This window comes from Streptomyces sp. Rer75 (assembly GCF_013414305.1).
GTDB classification, from domain to species: Bacteria; Actinomycetota; Actinomycetes; order Streptomycetales; family Streptomycetaceae; genus Streptomyces; species Streptomyces himastatinicus.
Window position 1 is genome coordinate 1386581 of record NZ_CP058693.1, and the last position, 16165, is coordinate 1402745.

A 16165-nucleotide genomic window follows, 5' to 3' on the forward strand; every position below is an offset into this window, starting at 1 on the left:
GTCACGATCCGAGGGGGCGCAGCAGGGAGCGGGAGATGATGTGGCGCTGGATCTCGCTGGTGCCGTCCCAGATGCGCTCCACCCGGGCGTCCCGCCAGAACCGTTCGATCGGCAGTTCCGCCATCAGCCCCATGCCGCCGAAGATCTGCACCGCCCGGTCGGTGATCCGGCCCAGCGCTTCCGAGGCGTACAGCTTCGCCATCGCCGCGTCCCGGTCGGTCATGGTGCCCTGGTCGAGCTTCCACGCCGCCCGCATGGTCAGCAGTTCCGCGGCCTCCAGCTCGGTGGCCATGTCCGCCAGGGGGAAGCCGACGCCCTGGAAACGGCCGATCGTCTGCCCGAACTGGCTGCGTTCGGCGGCCCACGCCGTGGCGAGGTCCAGTACGCGCCGGGCGCGGCCGACGCTGGTGGCGGCGACGCTGAGCCGACTGGCGCCCAGCCACTCCCCCATCAGGTCGAAGCCACGCCCCTCTTCGCCGAGGCGCCGGTCCGCGGGGATCCGGCAGTCCGTGAACGCCAGCTCGCACTGGTGGTAGCCCCGGTGCGATACGGCCGCCGAGCCACGGGTGACGGTGAGGCCCGGGGTGTCCAGGTCCACCAGGAACGCCGTGATCGGGTTCTTCCGCCCGCGCCCCGGTTCCTGCGCCGCTTCGGTGGCGCCGGTGGTGGCGAAGAGGATCACGAAGTCCGCCGCGTCGGCGTGGCTGATGAAGTGTTTGGTGCCGTTGATGACGTACGTGTCGCCGTCCCGCGCCGCGCGCGTGGTCATCGAGCGTACGTCGGATCCGGCGCCGGGTTCGGTCATGGCCAGGCAGTCGTGGCGTTCCCCGCGGATGGTCGGGAGCAGGTAGCGCTCGCGTTGCTCCCCTTCGCAGGCCTGGAGGATGTTGCTCGGTCGCGCCACGAGCATCTGGAGGGCGTAGCCGGTGCGGCCCAGCTCCCGCTCGACCAGTGTCATGCTGGTGGCGTCCAGGCCGCCGCCACCCAGCTCTTCGGGCATGTTGGCCGCGTAGAGACCGGCGTCGAGGGCCTTTCGGCGGATCCGCTCGGCCAGTGCGGGCGGCACCTCGTCGAGCCGCTCGACTTCATCCTCGTGCGGCTCCAGCTCGGTCGTGACGAACGTGCGCACCGTGTCCACGATCATGCGCTGCTCGTCGGTGAGTTCGAATTCCATGGCGGCTCCTCAGGAGGGCGGGACGGGAGCGAATGGGCTTCGGGCGTGGCGTGGGCTTCAGCCGCGGCGGGGGATCCCCATCGGGCGGCCCACGACCTCGGGTCGGGGCAGGGCCGTGTGCGCCTGCTGGATCGCGGCCAGCCGCTGGAGCAGGGCCGTGGGCATCGGGCACGACCTTCCCTGCTCCATGTCGACGTGCACCAGCATCTGTTCGGCCGTGGCCAGCAGTGTGCCGGTGGTGCCGTGGTGCATTTCGTGGAAGATGTGGACCCGCTTGGTGTCGTGGTCCAGGACGCGGAGGGTCAGCCGGATCAGCTCGCCCTCGGCCACCTCGCGGCGGTTGTGCAGATGGGTTTCCACCGTGTACAGCGAGTGGCCCTCGGCCCGGTACTGCTCGTCGATGCCGATGTAGCGGAAGAACGCGTCCGCGTTGTCCCCGAAGACCAGCAGGTAACACGACTCGCTCATATGGCCGTTGTAGTCCACCCAGGCCGGGCTGACGGTGGTGTGGTGCAACGACAACGGTGCGGGGATGTCTGCGGTGTCGTCCCATGTGTGGTGGCCGGTGCCCTCGTAGGGCGTGACCACCCGACTCGTTCCTTCCTCGGCCTTCTCGTCGCTGTCTGCCATACCCGGCTCCTGTTCCTGACGGTGCTGTTTCCGGGTTCGTGTCGGTCGGCGCGAGGTCGCTCAGCTCCGGACGATCTCGCGTTGCACGAAGTCGTAGAGAATCCGCCGCATCCGCTCGACGCTGCGGCCGGGGCGGCCGGTGAGCACCTGGATGCCCAGACCGTCGATCAGGGCCGTCAGGGACACCGCCAGCTCCTCGGGGTCGGCGTCGGTGAAGACGCCCTGGGCCTGGCCTTCGGCGATCGTGCGCGCGACCGTCTCGTGGTAGCGGGCGTAGGAATCGGTGTGCAGCACCCGCAGCTCCGGGCGGAGCGCGGTCTCGTTCCACACCTGCAACCAGATCGACCATTCCCGCTGCAACGCACCCGGTGTGGGCAGTTGCAACTCCACCAGGCGCAGCAGCCGTTGATGCGCGTCCTCGATGCTGTGCAGCTCCGCAACCTGGCGGTCGAATGCCTGCTGCACCGAGTGGCGCAGTGCCTCGGTGAGCAGACCGTCGCGGCCCGGGAAGTGGTAGTGGATCGTGGCGGCGCTCGTACCGCAGGCCTCGGCGACGTCCGACACCCGCACCGCGTGGTAGCCCCGCTCGGCGATGAGGCGCCAGGCCGCGTCGAGGATCTGCCGGTACCGGCCCGTGTCCCCGTCGCGTAGCGGTCGTCGCGCGCTGCGCTGCGGAACGGCGGACACGGTGTCCGCCTCGTCGCTGCCGTTGATCAGCCAGTTCACCGTGACGTTGCCGATCTCGGCGATCCTGGTCAGCTCGGCGGGGGTGAACCGCCGCGCCCCGGTCAGCGACTTGGACAGCTTGGTGGGGTCGAGCCCCATGGCGTCGGCGAACGCGCGCTGGCTGCCCGGGTATCCGCGCAGCACTTCACGCACCCGCTGACGCGTCGCGTCCGCAGTGTGCAGCATGCCGCCGACCCTAGGGATGCATTGCGAAACCCGCAATAGTCTGACGCATCAATCGCAACGCAACGCGGCGCGCCGTCCCCCGGTGGCGTCGAACCGCTGGACTGGCTTGGGACCACGGCCCCGCGCCGCTGGCGGACGGTTCCGCTCTGGACGGCCGTAGTCATTGGTCACTTTGGTCAGTCGAGGGCGCTTTCACCCCGACACAGTGGGCAGATTGCCCAGCCGGAAGACGACATGTTGCGCAGTTGGTGGGGTCTCTGTCTACTTCTCGCATCACACAGCATTCCTGGACGCCAAGTCCAGGCCATGGAGGTGGTCAATGTGGTCATGGACGCGACCTTCTCGGGTGCCCCGGGCAAGGACCCGGCCGGGAGGGAACACCCCGGGACGCTCGGCACGCTGGAAGCGGTCGAGCGCCGGGTGCTGTGGCTGTCCACGGCCATCATCGACCATGCCAACCGGGTCCGGCCGAACCCCACGGGGCTGAAGGTCGGCGGCCACCAGGCGTCCAGCGCGTCGATGGCCTCGATCATGACGGCGCTGTGGTTCCACACGCTGACCGCCGAGGACCGGGTGTCGGTCAAGCCCCATGCCTCACCGGTGCTGCACGCCATCAACTACCTGCTCGGCGAGCTGGACGCGTCCTATCTGACGACGCTTCGCGCATTCGGCGGACTCCAGAGCTACCCCAGCCGGTCCAAGGACCCCGACCGGGTCGACTACTCCACCGGCTCGGTCGGGATCGGCGCCACCGCTCCCCTGTGGGGTGCGCTCGCCCGGCGCTATGTGGAGGGCCGCTTCGGCGGCGCCGGGACCGGGCGGCAGTACTCCCTGCTCGGTGACGCGGAGCTGGACGAGGGGGCGATCTGGGAGGCGGTCCAGGACCCGGTGGTGTCCACCCTGGGCGAGGTGACATGGATCGTCGACCTCAACCGGCAGTCCCTGGACCGTGTGGTGCCCGGCATCGCCGCCGGACGGCTCCAGGGCATGTTCACGGCCGCCGGCTGGCAGGTGCTGACGCTCAAGTACGGGCATCTGCTGCACGAGCTGTTCGCGCGGCCCGGCGGAGAGGCCCTGCGCACCCGCATCGACGCCATGGGCAACCCCGAATACCAGCGGCTGCTGCGCTGCACCGCCGACCAGCTGCGCGAGCGGCTGCCCGGCACCGGCTCCACCGCCGGACCCATCGCCGGGCTCATCGCGCAACTGGACGACGCCACGCTGCTCGCCGCGCTGCGCAACCTGGGCGGCCACGACCTCGGCGCCCTCCTGGAGGCGTACGACGCCATCGACGACACCCGGCCGACCGTGATCTTCGCGTACACGGTCAAGGGTCACGGGCTGCCCACCGAGGGCCATCCGCAGAACCACTCCTCGCTGCTGACCGCCGACCAGATGCGCCCGCTCGCCGAGCGGCTGGGGGCGGACCTGGACCGCCCCTGGGCCCCCTTCCCCAGAGGCTCGGCGGAGGCGTCGCTGTGCGCGGCCGCCGCCGAGCGGCTGCGCAGGCCCGAGCGTGAGCCACAGCAGCCGCCCGCCCTTCCGGCCGACCTCGGCCGCCCGGCACCCACCGGGACCGGCCACACCCAGCAGGCGCTCGGGAGGGCGCTGCTGGACCTCACCCGCCGGGCGCCGGAGGCGGCGGGCCGGATCGTCACCGTCAGCCCGGACGTCAGCTCGACCACCAACCTGGGCGGCTGGCTGAACAAGGTCGGCGTGTGGTCGGCCACGGAAGGCACCGACTGGTTCGCCGACGACGCCGAGACGATCCTGCACTGGCGGGAGAAGCCGACCGGACAGCATGTGGAGCTGGGCATCGCCGAGACCAACCTGGTGGGGCTGCTCGGCGAGTTGGGCGCCACTTGGAGCCGCTGGGGGCAGCCGCTGCTGCCCATCGGTGTGGTGTACGACCCCTTCGTCAACCGGGCGCTGGAGCCATGGTCGTTCGGCATGTACGCGGGCGGCCAGTCCATCCTGGTGGGCACCCCGTCCGGTGTGACGCTCGCCCCGGAGGGCGGTGCACACCAGTCGATCACCACTCCGTCGCTCGGCATCGAGCAGCCGGGGTGTGTGTCGTACGAGCCCGCCTTCGCCATCGACACCGAGTGGTGTCTGCTCGCCGCCCTGGGCAACCTCGGTAAGCCGCAAGGGAGTTCGGCGTACCTGCGGCTGTCCACCCGGCCGGTGGACCAGTCCCTGGCCGCCGTGCCCACCGACCCCGCCGCGCGTGAGCGACGGCGTCGGCAGGTGGTCGCGGGCGCCTACCGGTTGCGGCGCCACGACAAGCCGGTGGTGACCATCGCGGCGATGGGCGCCCTGGTCCCCGAGGCCCTGGCCGCCGCAGAACGGCTCGACGCGCTCGGCCACGGCGCCGATGTGGTGTGCGTGACCAGCCCGGACCTGCTGTTCCGCGCCCTCCAGGCGCGCCGTGGCCTGGCGGAGGACCCGGACTGGATCCTCGACCGCGCCTTCCCCGCCGACCGGGCCACCCCGCTGGTCACCGTGCTCGACGGCCACCCGCACACCCTGGCCTTCCTCGCCACGCTGCATCAGGTTCCCGTCACCACCCTGGGTGTGACCCGGTTCGGCCAGTGCGGTGCCCTCGACGACGTCTACCGGTACCACGGCATCGACGGCGACAGCGTCATCGCCGCCGCCCTCGACCTCATCGACTGAGCTTCCCGAGCAGCGTGCCGAGGAGGACGGCCCCGAGGGCGAGGAGTGCGGCGGCGACGGTGAGGGCGAGGGAGAAGCCTTCCGTCGCGGCGCGCAGGGGGCCGTCCTCGGCGGCCAGGGCGTCGCTGCGGTGGGTGGCGAGGGCGACGAGCACCGCCACCCCCACGGCCCCGCCGACTTGTTGGACGGAACTCAGGACGGCGGAGCCGAGCCCGGCGTTCTCCTCGGTGGTGCCCGCGAGCGCGGCCACGGTCAGGGCGGGCAGGCTCAGTCCGCATCCGAGGCTCGTGACGAGCATGCCGGGCAGCACCCCGGAGGCGTAGCCGTCCTCCGGTGCCACGCCGGACAGCAGCAGGAGTCCGGCCGCGCTGATCAGGAACGAGAGGACGAGCGCCGGGCGCACCCCGAGCCGGATCACCGCCCGGGAGGACAGCCACATGCCCGTGAGAATGCCGGCGCCGTAGGGCAGATAGGCGAGACCGGCCGTGAGCGGGCGATAGCCGAGCACGGTCTGGAGGTGCACCATCAGCAGGAAGGCCATCGCGTACATGGCGGCGGAGAACAGCAGGGTCGCCCCATGGGCGACGGCCCGGAACCGGAGGGACAGGAACGACAACGGCACCAATGGCTCGGCGGTTCGTGCCTCGGCGGCGACGAAGGCGACGGCCAGGAGCACGGCCAGGGCCAGGGGCCCGACGGCGGCGGCGTCCCGCCAGCCCGACTCCCCGATCCGGAGCAGTCCGTAGACCAGGGACACCAGGGCGCCGGTGCCGAGCACCGCGCCGGGCAGGTCGAGCCGTGCCGCACGCCCGGCCCGGCTCTCGGGGACCAGATACGGGAGCAGCGCGACGGCCGCGACGGCCACCGGCAGGTTGATCAGGAAGATCCAGCGCCAGGATGCGAGGCCGGTCAGCGCGCCGGAGATCACCAGGCCCGTCGTACCGCCCAGAGCGGCGATGCCGCCCCAGATGCCGAACGCCTTGGCGCGCTCCTCGGTGCCGGGGAACAGGAGGGTGATCAGTGCCAGCGCGGCCGGGCTGGCCATGGCCGCTCCCCCGCCCTGGACGAACCGCCCGGCCACGAGCTGCCAAGGCTCCTGCGCGAACCCGCAGACGAGGCTCGCCACGCCGAACAGCGCCACGCCGTTCAGGAAGACACGTCTGCGGCCCAGCAGGTCGGCCATGCGGCCGAACAGCAGCAACAGCCCGCCGAAGGCGAGGAAGTAGCCGTTGACGACCCAGGCCAGGCCCGCGGCGCCGAAGCCGAGATCGTCGCGGATGCTGGGGAGCGCGACGTTCACCACGTTGTCGTCCAGGACGAGCATGAACTGCACGAAGCACAGCACCACCAGGGCCGGACCACGGCGTCCCGCGGCGGTGGGGTCAAGCGGTCCGTGCGAACGGTGGCAGCGCCCGCGGCGGGCATGAGGGATCGGCATGGAACGACGCTATGCACAGGCCGAGTTGGCCGCTATGCGCTACGAGGCCACGTCATAGCGCATCGGGGACATACCCTGGGGACCATGACCGATGATGCCCTGGGGGCCGTTCCGGCCGGGGTGGGCGCAATCGTCGTCGGGAACTTTCCGCTGGCGTACGGGCAGTGGTTCGTTCCGCACAGCCACTCGCAGCACCAGCTGGCCTGGGCGAGCCGCGGGGTGCTCGGCGTCGCCGTCGACGACGCCTACTGGGTGCTGCCGCGGACACGGGCGTTGTGGCTGCCCGCGGGGGTGGTCCACCGGACCGGCGCGACCCGCGAGGCGGTGCTGTGCAGCCTCTACTTCGCACCGGACCGATGCGATCTGGACTGGACGGAGCCCACGCCGGTCGGCGTCGACGGGCTCCTCGCGCATCTGATCGCGTACCTCGGCCGCGACGACCTCCCCGATGACGCGCGGCTACGGGCCGAGGCGGTCGTGCTGGATCTGCTGCGCCCCCTGCCGGCCACGCCCATCGAGGTGCCGGACCCCGCCGACGACCGCGTACGCGCCGTGGCCGACGCACTGCTCGACCACCCCGAAGACTCCCGGAGTCTCGAGGCGCACGCACGGGCCGTCGGTGTGAGCCGACGCACCCTGTCCCGGCTGTTCGTCCAGGACACCGGCATGAACTTCGACCGCTGGCGCTCCCATGTGCGGCTGCGTGCCGCCCTGCCGCTGCTCGCCGAGGGCCAGCCCGTTTCCCGGGTCGCCCGCACCGTGGGATACGCGACGCCGAGCGCCTTCCTCGCGGCGTTCCGGCGAACCGTCGGCACGTCCCCGGGGCGCTACCTCAATGGCGACGCTTGAGGCGCGTCAGCGTTCGGGGTGCGTCGTGGCGCGGGACCCCCTAGAGGTGTCGCAGCTTGTCCGGGTTGCGGATGATGCGGATCTCCGTGATCCGGCCGTCGACGACCTCCGCGCACGCGACGGTGTCCGGGTGGCCCGCGACGGTGAGCAGCAGTCCCGGCCGACCGTTGACGTCGATCGCGTGCACACGGGGGTCCTCCATCGGCTGGGTGACGACGGCGGCGAGGAAACGGGCGACCTTGTCCGCGCCGCGCTGCGGGCGGACGGCGGCCTTCACCTTGCCGCCGCCGTCGCTCCACGCTGTCACATCGGGGGCGAGCAGCTCCATCATCCGGTTGATGTCGCCGCCGAGACAGGCGGCCAGGAACTCGTCGGTGACCTGTCGCCGCACCTCGGCCGGTGTGTCGTAGCGCGGCCGCCGGGCCTGGACGTGTGATCGGGCGCGGTGGCCGACCTGCCGTACGGACGCCTCGCCGCGCTCCAGCATTCCGGCGATCTCCCGGAACGAGAAGCCGAACACCTCCTTGAGGATGAAGACCGCGCGCTCCAGGGGCGAGAGGGTGTCGAGGACGACGAGCATGGCGAGCGAAACCGACTCGGCCAGCTCCACCTCCTCGGCGGCGTCCGGCTGGGTGACCAGCGGCTCGGGCAGCCAGGGCCCGACGTACTGCTCGCGGGTGGCGGCGGCCGAGGTGAGCCGGTTGAGCGCGAGGTTGGTGACCGTACGGGTCAGATAGCCGGCCGGATTCTCCACGGCGGTGGACACCTGGCTGCACCGCAGCCAGGTGTCCTGCACCAGGTCCTCGGCGTCGGCGACGCTGCCGAGCATGCGGTAGGCGATGCCGAACAGCATGCGTCGGTGGTGTTCAAAGGTGGTTGCGTCGATCACGCACGCGACGGTACCTGGCAGGTGTCCGAGAAGCCCTGGCTGGTCAGGCCGAAGGCGCTGTTGATGCGCGAGCGGTAGTTTTCCAGGGCGACCATGGCGGTGAGTTCGACGAACGCGGCCTCACCGAGCCGTTCGACCAAGGCGGCGGCCAGCTCGTCGGTGACGCGGGGCTCGGTCTCGGTCATGGCCTCGGCATAGTCCAGGACGAGCAGCTCCAGCTCGCTGAAGTCCTCCTGGTGGTCGCGCCACTGCGGGACCTTGGAGATCTTGTCCATGGGCAGCCCCAGGGCGTCGGCCTCCCAGTGTCCGAAGTCCATGCACCACGAGCAGTTGATCCTGGCGGCCGCGGCCATGACGGCGAGGTGCTTGAGGCTCCGGTCGAGACGGTTCCACTTGGCGGCACCGCGCTCCTGCCGCACATAGGTGAGCAGCACCCGCGCGTTGTGCCCGACGGCCAGCCCGGGGTCGAGCACCTTGCCGTAGGTGCGCCGGGAGTACCAGGCGCCGATGCGGTTGAGCAGGGTGTTGGGCGGGGTGAGCGAGATCCGGGCCATGGCAGGCGCTCCTCTTGTCGTATCCGTGACGCGACCGTGTTGGTCGCGCGGGCCTTCCGAAGGCTTCTGGAGGTGTGACAAGGGAGGCGGCCGGAGTGTGACATCCGGCGGGTTGCTCAGGGGAAATAGGATTCGAGCGTGCCGCGGCGCCGGACGTCGAGCGTCGCGCAGTGGAAGGAGCCGCCGAACGGCGCGTAGTGCAGCAGGTCGCACGGGATCGGCTCGAACCCCCAGCCTTCGAGCGCGCGCAGCATGTCGGTGTGGTGGCGCTCCGCGATGACCCGCTTTTCGTCGACCATGAGGATGTTCATGCTGAGCCACCTGCCGCACATCGAGGTGAGCCTGAGCAGGCGTTCCTCGATCCGGTTGGGCTCGGGGGCGATCAGGACGTCCCAGGAGTTCAGAATGTCGGGCAGGCGGTCGACATCGATGTATTCGGGATTGACCAGTACCTTTCCCGGCGCCAGCACGAGGAACGTCGTGTCGATGTGCATGGGCATGCGGCAGCGGCTCTCGATCTCGTGGATGCGGTATTCGGGACCGAGGTGACGGCGCAGCCAGTCGATGCCCATGCGGTTGGTGACATTGCTCCGCAGGACGAACAGGTCGCGCCCCGCGCGGACGAAATCCGCCGCATCGAACACCGGCTCGAACTCGGTGAGGATGTAGCGCATCGGTTCGCCATCCTCCGGGGTGCGGAAATCCGGCTCGAACAGCGCGTCGGTGAGCTGCGGTTTGGGTGCCGCCGTCCAGCGTGCGCCGCGGCGGAAGTAGTCCTTGAGGATCGGGCGATAGGAATGGGTCTCGAAATACCGGCACGGCCATGCCATCGGTGTCTCGATGATTTCGTCGCCGATCACGAGCATGCTGTCGCGCGGGCAGGTGTTGCAGAAGCCGCGCGACGACCAGTCGGGAGTGCCGTAGCGCTTCCGGTGGTCGACCGCCTCCGGGCGCGTGACCGTGACGCCGAGGGACCGCAGGAGAGCGATGAACTGATCGAGTTCCTGCTGTGCCGGTTCGATGAGCTTGCGCGGATACTTGATGCCGGAGGCGAGCCCCTGCCACCGCGCCGCCCGGCGCGGGACGTTGCAGGACACCACGGGGTGGCTGGAGGGGATCGTCGCGCCGTCGAGACGCCCCACGATGATCTCCTCCAGCGGATCCCATTCGTTGTGTGAATTTACCGGCGAAACGAGATGTTCAGCGGGAAGGCCGGATCGCTCTACTACCACCATGGTCAATCGCTTCCGATCACCGAAGTAGGAAACCTAAAGTATTCAACGGGGTTCCCCGAGCGACCGGGTGCATTCCTCCACTTCGGCGAGCAGAACCATCCATTTGGCCTCACTCCCCGATGGCCACCACGCGCGCCCATTCGGGTGGCGTATCCGGCACGTCATCGGGGTCGCCCTCGTCCCACGACGGGACTGCCCGGTGGCGGGGGAAGAGGCCCACCACCGTCCGGCACGGCGGTCGGGTACCCGGCCAGGGCGTCTGGCCGTCGGTGAGGGCCACGATGACATCGGGGCGGGGGCGTGCCCGCAGGGCCCTGGCGAAGCCCGTACGGAGGTCCGTACCCCCGCCGCCCACCAGTGGTGTTCCGGGGCCGGTGATGGCGCACACGGGCGCCGAGGTCAGGCGCTGGTCAGCAGCGCCTCCAGGGCCACGGCCGTATCCGGGTGGCGACCGGCCAGTGCCGCGCCCGCCGGGTGGTGGGAGTCCTCCGGCGCCCATGTCCCGTCGCAGCCCAGCAGGTTCGCCACCGCGTCGCACGTCGCCGGGTGGGCGGCGAGCAGCGCACTGCGGCGGTTGCCGTCCGCGCGCGCCCCGGATTGCGTGGCTTCCGGCTCCGGCTGGGCCTGCCACGGCGGCACCCACGCGTCCAGCGCCGGGAGACGGCCGGGGAAGATCCGCCCGGCCTCGCGGATCAGCAGCGGGGCGAGTTCGGCGCCGCCCGATCGCAGGGTGGTGATCAGGGTCGGCAGCCACGGCAGGAGCACCGTGTCCGGCAGCCGGGCGAAGGCGCTCGACACCGCCTCCACGACGAAGTCGGTGAGGCCCGGGACGGGCTCCAGGGCGTGGACGAAGCCGCTGAGGTAGCGCGGATAGGCGGGCAGCACCATGGGGTTGGCCAGCAGTTCGTCGCACCGCGCCCGAAGGTCCGTGCGGGAGAGGTGTCCGAGCTGCTGCTGTGCCGCCCACAGCAGCGCCGTCTTCGACGGCTCCCGCGGATGCGACTGGGCGACGGCCAGCTCCAGCTGGGTACGGTCGCACCCCAGCGAGAGCGCCAGGCTCTCCATGCTGAACAGGAAGCCCAGCATCGCCGCCACCTGGCGGACGGTGGCGTCGTCGTCGGTGAACGCCGTCGGCAGCAGGGTGCAGTAGTGCGCGTATCCGGCCTTGACGAAGGATTCGATCCACGGCGGCAGCACCGGCTCGCTGGTGCGGTAGTACGCCAGCAGCCGCCGCACCCGGCGCAGCACCTCCGGCGCCCCGTCGACGCTGCGCTCGGCCGACAGCACCTCCAGGGCGCGGTTGCCCAGTTCGTCGGCGAGACGGCGGCTGCGCAGGTACAGCGTGGCGTCCTCGACGGCTTGGAGGACGGTCGCCGCGGTGGCCTGGGGGTCGTACGCCGTGCGGCGAAGGCGCTGCTCCAGGACCTGCTCGATGCTGACGCCCTCGTAGCCCAGCTCGATGAGCGCACGCTGATGGGTGCCCAGCGCCACGTCCCATGACTCCTGGATCGCCCGCTCCCCCAGGGTCCGCTCGCCCATGATCGGCCGGGCGGTGCCGTGTGGCATGAGGTAGCGCAGGATCCACAGCACGTCGGAGCACTGCTGAAGCTCCGGCCGGGAGGCGATGTCCAGCAGCGCCCGTTGCACACCGCGCTGCTGGAGCTTCAGGTTCAGCGGCGCGAGCCGGTCGTGCACGTCGCGGGCCAGCGGTGGCAGCGCGTCGTAGCCGACCTTTCCGATCCGGTCGCCGCCCATCATGATCTCCACGAGGCGGCGCACATCGCGCCGACCGGGCACGGTGTCCTTCTCGATGCAGGTGACGGCCGCGTCCTGGAAGTCGTACGGCGTGGGCTTGGCCCGGTCGCGCATCCCGGCCAGCAGGATCGACGTCTCGAACACCGCGATGGCGTCGGCGGTGGAGGCGAGGTAGCCGTTCCGGCGGGCGGCGCGCACGATCTCCACCGACCAGCCGAGCAGTTCGGTCTCGTCCAGCCGGTCCAGCACGGGTGGTTGCCGCAGGAAGCCGGTCAGCTTGTCGGAGGCCGGTGCCGGGGTGGCGGGCGCGGGAGCCGTGGCGGGCCCGGTTTGCTGCGCCTTGCCCTTCTGCGCCTTGGTCTTCTTCGCGCCCGTCTGACCCGCCTGTCCCTCCAGGCGGTACGGCTCCACCCGGGTGCGCTTGACGTTCTTCGCCCAGACCGTGGCGGCGATCGACACCGAACCGGCGGCGAGGCCGAACTGCGCCTCGATCGCCGCGTGGCTGGACGGGATCAGGCCGTACTGCCATGTGGTGGCCGTGCGCGGGCTGATCCGATACGTGTCCGTGCCGTGGAGGCCGAACTCCTCGACGCGGCTGGCGGCGTGGAAGGCGCCGCAGACATAGAGGCAGTCCGCGGGATCGGTGCCGGTCGCGGCCAGGTGCTCGCGCATCCTGGTCCACATGTAGCGCTCGCGGTCCTCGTCCACGCGCACCCGGTGCGGGTCGCCGGGCGCGAGGCGCCGGAAGAGGCTGCCGATCAGGAACATGACCTGGCGGTAGGTGTCGTGGTCGCCGTCGCCGAGCGGCAGCTCGACGTACTGGTGCCACCACTCCGACCAGTGCCGCACCTTGCCGTGGCGCAGCAGGTGTTCTTCCAGTTCCGCGAAGCGCGGCCGCAGGTCGCCGATCTCCACGCCGACCGCGTCGCCGTGCAGCGCGGCCTCTTCGTCGGTGGCGGCTGCGTCCGGCTCCCCCGCATCGGCGGCGGGCTCGTCGGACTGCGATCCGCGGGCGTCCCACTGGAAGACGTGGTCCGAGGAACGGTCGACGAGGACCAGTTCGACTCCGGGGGTGTCGAGCGCGTAGGCGATCGCCTGGTACTCGGCCGAGGCCTCGGTGACCGGAGCGACCACCGACAGCGGAGACCATGCGGCCGGGAAGCCGTCGACGTCGGTGGCGAACGCCTGGACCGCCACCGGGAGTCTGCAATTGCGCAGTTCGGTCAGCAGCGGCGCCATGTCCTCGCACAGCTCCAGGTACACGACCTTCGGCTGTTTCTGGCGCAGACGGCGGGCCATCGCGATCGCGGAGGCGGGCGAGTGGTGGCAGACGGGGAAGATCTCCAGTGGCTCGCCCGCCGCGCGGTCGACGTCGTCGACGAGGCCGAGCAGGATGCCCTCCAGGGCGTCGGGCCCGTCGGCGAACGTCGCGGCGGCCTCCCGCAGCTGCCCGCGCAGTGCTTCGAAGGTCTCCTGGTGGGTGCCGCTCATGACAGGGTGGCGATCGCGTCGCGGCCGCCCTCCAGGAACTCCGGCCAGGATCCGCCCTCGTCCTTGCTGCGCGGCTCCACGACACCGTGCAGATACTTGTTGAGGATGGCCAGGTCCTCCGGCTCGCGCCGGGCCAGCGACCCGACGAGCGAGGTGGCGAGGGTGTGGGCGGTCAGGGCGCGCTCGCCGAAGAAGTTGCTGTGCAGGATCGCGTCCTCGAGCACACCGATCTGTTCGGCGGTGGACAGCGCGGACTCCAGCTTCTCGTCGTCGCTTCCGGCCGCGGCCGCCGAGGCGCGCAGATCGGCGAAGCTCTGGAGCAGTACGTCGAGCAGCGTCGGCGGCACGTCCAGCTCGATCTGGTGGCGGCGCAGCAGTTCCTCGGTGCGGAAGCGGACGATCTCCGCCTCGCTCTTCTTGTTCGTCATCACCGGGATGCGGACGAAGTTGAAGCGGCGCTTGAGGGCCGAGGAGAGGTCGTTGACGCCCCGGTCGCGGCTGTTGGCGGTGGCGATGATCGAGAAGCCGGGCTTGGCGAAGACGATGCCGTCGCTGTCCAGTTCTGGAACGGAGATGTACTTCTCGGACAGGATCGAGATCAGCGCGTCCTGGACATCGCTGGTGGAGCGGGTGAGTTCCTCGAATCGGCCGATCGCGCCGCTCTCCATGGCGGTCATGATCGGCGAGGGGATCATCGACTCCCGCGACTGGCCCTTGGCGATGACCATGGACACGTTCCAGGAGTACTTGATGTGGTCCTCGGTGGTGCCGGCCGTGCCCTGCACGACCAGCGTGGAGTTGCGCGAGATCGCGGCGGACAGCAGCTCGGCCAGCCAGCTCTTCCCGGTGCCGGGGTCGCCGATGAGCAGCAGGCCGCGGTCGGAGGCCAGCGTGACGATGGAGCGCTCGACGAAACTGCGGTCGCCGAACCACTTCTGGGCGATCTCCCGGTCCAGGCCGTCGGAACGCTCGGAGCCCAGGATGAACACGCGGATCATCTTCGGGGACAGGCGCCAGGAGAAGGGCTTGGGGCTGTCGTCGATGGACTCCAGCCAGTCCAGCTCCTCGGCGTACTTGATCTCGGCGGGGGCGCGCAACAGGTCGGACATCACAGGGCCTTTCTGAGCAGATCAGAGCAGGAAAGTAAGCGAGCGGGGAACTAGTAGGACTCCGTTAGGTCTTTCTGTCGGTCGTGTTCAGCGGCATGGTGGGTGTGTGGATGCACATGAAGTGAACCGTGTTCGGGCGACGTTGGCGCTATTCGTGGCGGATGTGTTCGCGTCGATACCGCGCAAGGACCAGCGGGCCAAGGGCGACTGCTATCTGCGGGGACTGATGATGGACGGTCGCCGCAAGTCCATCCAGGCCATGGCCTCGCGGTTGCCGGACGGCAACGAGCAGAACCTGCAGCAGTTCGTGAACCAGTCCACGTGGGATCCGGTGCCGGTGCGTCGGCGGATCGCTGAGCGGATGGTGCCGCAGATCGGCCCGGACGCCTGGGCGGTCGACGACGTGTCGTTCCCCAAGGACGGAAGGATGTCGGTGGCGGTCGCTCCCCAGTACTGCGGTGCGCTGGGCAAGCAGGCCAACTGCCAGGTCGCGGTCAGCGTGCACGCGGTTTCCGACACGGCCTCGTGCCCGCTGAGCTGGCGGCTGTTCCTGCCCCAGGAGTGGGCGGATGACGCCCTCCGGCGCCAGCGGACCGGCGTTCCCAAGGACGTCGGGCACCGGGAGAGGTGGCGGCTGGCACTGGACGCCCTGGACGAACTGGCCACGTGGCACCTTGTGCCGCCGGTCGTGGTGGCGGATGCCGGCTATGGCCAGAACGCTGACTTCCGCGCTGGCCTGGCCGAGCGGGGACACGCGTACGTGGTCGGCATCCGCGGCGACATCACCGTCCAGCCGCACGACGCGGTCCCCACGGCCCCCGCCTGGTCCGGCAACGGCCGCAGGCCCCAGCCCCGCTACCGGCAGCCACCGGTGACGGTGGCGGAACTAGCCGCGGGCGCCGGACGCGAAGCCTTCAGCCAGGTGACCTGGCGGGAAGGCTCCCGCGGCGCGATGACCTCGCGCTTTCTCACGCTGCGGGTCCGACCGGCCGGGGTGCGCTCGCGTCGGCTGGCCCAGGCAGCCGCGGTGGCCGAGCACGGCCGGTGGGACGGCGTCCTGCCCCAGGTGCGACTGCTGGCCGAATGGCCCGACGGCGAAGACGAACCGACCCGGTTCTGGCTGTCCGACCTGCCCGACGACACCCCGATCGCCGACCTGGTCCGCCTGGCAAAGATCCGCTGGCGCATCGAGCACGACTACCGCGAACTCAAGCACGGCCTGGGCCTGGACCACTTCGAAGGCCGCTCCTGGAACGGCTGGCACCACCACGCCACCCTGGTCACCGCCGCCCACGCCTTCCTCACCGAGCAGCGGCTGGCCCCAAAAGCCGACACACCGGACTCACCCTCTACCAGATCCTCGACGCCCTCCAGGACCTGCTGAACTGCTGGACCGGCATCTGCACCACCTGCCACCAACCTCTGCCCAGCAGGACCACACCAAGATCAAGAC

Annotated in this window: 12 protein-coding genes and 1 pseudogene; 3 read left to right on the forward strand and 10 right to left on the reverse strand. The window is 70.5% G+C overall.

Going from position 1 to position 16165, the window contains the following annotated elements:
- Position 1: 1 nt before the first annotated feature.
- From HYQ63_RS05235 to HYQ63_RS05245, 3 genes are read right to left on the reverse strand one after another with little or no spacing between them, the layout of a single operon-like run.
- On the reverse strand, positions 2 to 1174 hold the full coding sequence (locus HYQ63_RS05235; RefSeq protein WP_179932742.1) for an acyl-CoA dehydrogenase family protein: 1173 nt from the start codon (positions 1172 to 1174) through the stop codon (positions 2 to 4).
- A 57-nt stretch (positions 1175 to 1231) separates the two neighbouring features.
- Positions 1232 to 1804: a thioesterase family protein gene (locus tag HYQ63_RS05240; protein ID WP_179932743.1), complete on the reverse strand. Its 573-nt coding sequence runs from the start codon at positions 1802 to 1804 to the stop codon at positions 1232 to 1234.
- Positions 1805 to 1864: 60 nt separating this feature from the next.
- Positions 1865 to 2716, reverse strand: coding sequence for a TetR/AcrR family transcriptional regulator (locus HYQ63_RS05245; RefSeq protein ID WP_179932744.1), 852 nt, complete (start codon positions 2714 to 2716; stop codon positions 1865 to 1867).
- 306 nt (positions 2717 to 3022) lie between these two features.
- On the opposite strand from HYQ63_RS05245, the gene HYQ63_RS05250 reads away from it, so the two are divergent.
- Complete coding sequence (locus HYQ63_RS05250) at positions 3023 to 5392, forward strand: pyruvate dehydrogenase (RefSeq protein ID WP_218929545.1); 2370 nt, start codon at positions 3023 to 3025, stop codon at positions 5390 to 5392.
- On the opposite strand, the gene HYQ63_RS05255 is transcribed toward HYQ63_RS05250, so the two are convergent.
- Positions 5382 to 6830, reverse strand: a complete 1449-nt coding sequence (locus HYQ63_RS05255) for an MFS transporter (protein ID WP_257231633.1) — start codon at positions 6828 to 6830, stop codon at positions 5382 to 5384. The two genes, HYQ63_RS05250 and HYQ63_RS05255, sit on opposite strands and share 11 nt — an antisense overlap.
- A gap of 84 nt (positions 6831 to 6914) precedes the next feature.
- Here HYQ63_RS05255 and HYQ63_RS05260 point away from each other — a divergent pair, with 84 nt between their 5' ends.
- Positions 6915 to 7679 carry a helix-turn-helix domain-containing protein gene (locus HYQ63_RS05260; RefSeq protein ID WP_179932745.1) on the forward strand — a complete coding sequence of 255 codons (765 nt, stop codon included), beginning with the start codon at positions 6915 to 6917 and terminating at the stop codon, positions 7677 to 7679.
- A 40-nt stretch (positions 7680 to 7719) separates the two neighbouring features.
- Here HYQ63_RS05260 and HYQ63_RS05265 read toward each other — a convergent pair whose 3' ends face one another.
- From HYQ63_RS05265 to HYQ63_RS05290, 6 genes and pseudogenes are all read right to left on the reverse strand, one after another.
- A complete protein-coding gene (locus tag HYQ63_RS05265) occupies positions 7720 to 8568 on the reverse strand; it encodes an RNA polymerase sigma-70 factor (protein ID WP_179932746.1) in 849 nt (282 codons plus the stop codon).
- On the reverse strand, positions 8565 to 9122 hold the full coding sequence (locus HYQ63_RS05270; protein ID WP_179932747.1) for a carboxymuconolactone decarboxylase family protein: 558 nt from the start codon (positions 9120 to 9122) through the stop codon (positions 8565 to 8567). Before HYQ63_RS05270 ends, HYQ63_RS05265 begins: the two co-directional genes overlap by 4 nt.
- 116 nt (positions 9123 to 9238) lie before the next feature.
- The gene (locus tag HYQ63_RS05275) at positions 9239 to 10357 is read right to left on the reverse strand and encodes an amidinotransferase (protein ID WP_179932748.1); all 1119 of its coding nucleotides are present in this window, start codon (positions 10355 to 10357) and stop codon (positions 9239 to 9241) included.
- Between the two features lie 109 nt (positions 10358 to 10466).
- Positions 10467 to 10724: pseudogene (locus HYQ63_RS05280) on the reverse strand (hypothetical protein); the annotation flags it as partial.
- 32 nt (positions 10725 to 10756) lie between these two features.
- On the reverse strand, positions 10757 to 13603 hold the full coding sequence (locus tag HYQ63_RS05285) for a DUF5682 family protein (protein ID WP_179932749.1): 2847 nt from the start codon (positions 13601 to 13603) through the stop codon (positions 10757 to 10759).
- The gene (locus tag HYQ63_RS05290) at positions 13600 to 14712 is read right to left on the reverse strand and encodes an AAA family ATPase (RefSeq protein ID WP_179932750.1); all 1113 of its coding nucleotides are present in this window, start codon (positions 14710 to 14712) and stop codon (positions 13600 to 13602) included. Before HYQ63_RS05290 ends, HYQ63_RS05285 begins: the two co-directional genes overlap by 4 nt.
- A gap of 106 nt (positions 14713 to 14818) precedes the next feature.
- On the opposite strand from HYQ63_RS05290, the gene HYQ63_RS05295 reads away from it, so the two are divergent.
- Positions 14819 to 16096 carry an IS701 family transposase gene (locus HYQ63_RS05295; RefSeq protein ID WP_179932751.1) on the forward strand — a complete coding sequence of 426 codons (1278 nt, stop codon included), beginning with the start codon at positions 14819 to 14821 and terminating at the stop codon, positions 16094 to 16096.
- The last annotated feature ends 69 nt before the right edge of the window (positions 16097 to 16165 follow it).

Excerpts from the sequence above, each read along its gene's own strand:
- HYQ63_RS05235 (WP_179932742.1), bottom strand. The coding sequence starts at position 1,174 with ATGGAATTCGAACTCACCGACGAGCAGCGCATGATCGTGGACACGGTG.
- HYQ63_RS05240 (WP_179932743.1), bottom strand. The coding sequence starts at position 1,804 with ATGGCAGACAGCGACGAGAAGGCCGAGGAAGGAACGAGTCGGGTGGTC.
- HYQ63_RS05245 (WP_179932744.1), bottom strand. The coding sequence starts at position 2,716 with ATGCTGCACACTGCGGACGCGACGCGTCAGCGGGTGCGTGAAGTGCTG.
- HYQ63_RS05250 (WP_218929545.1), top strand. The coding sequence starts at position 3,023 with ATGGAGGTGGTCAATGTGGTCATGGACGCGACCTTCTCGGGTGCCCCG.
- HYQ63_RS05255 (WP_257231633.1), bottom strand. The coding sequence starts at position 6,830 with ATGCCGATCCCTCATGCCCGCCGCGGGCGCTGCCACCGTTCGCACGGA.
- HYQ63_RS05260 (WP_179932745.1), top strand. The coding sequence starts at position 6,915 with ATGACCGATGATGCCCTGGGGGCCGTTCCGGCCGGGGTGGGCGCAATC.
- HYQ63_RS05270 (WP_179932747.1), bottom strand. The coding sequence starts at position 9,122 with ATGGCCCGGATCTCGCTCACCCCGCCCAACACCCTGCTCAACCGCATC.
- HYQ63_RS05275 (WP_179932748.1), bottom strand. The coding sequence starts at position 10,357 with ATGGTGGTAGTAGAGCGATCCGGCCTTCCCGCTGAACATCTCGTTTCG.
- HYQ63_RS05285 (WP_179932749.1), bottom strand. The coding sequence starts at position 13,603 with ATGAGCGGCACCCACCAGGAGACCTTCGAAGCACTGCGCGGGCAGCTG.
- HYQ63_RS05290 (WP_179932750.1), bottom strand. The coding sequence starts at position 14,712 with ATGTCCGACCTGTTGCGCGCCCCCGCCGAGATCAAGTACGCCGAGGAG.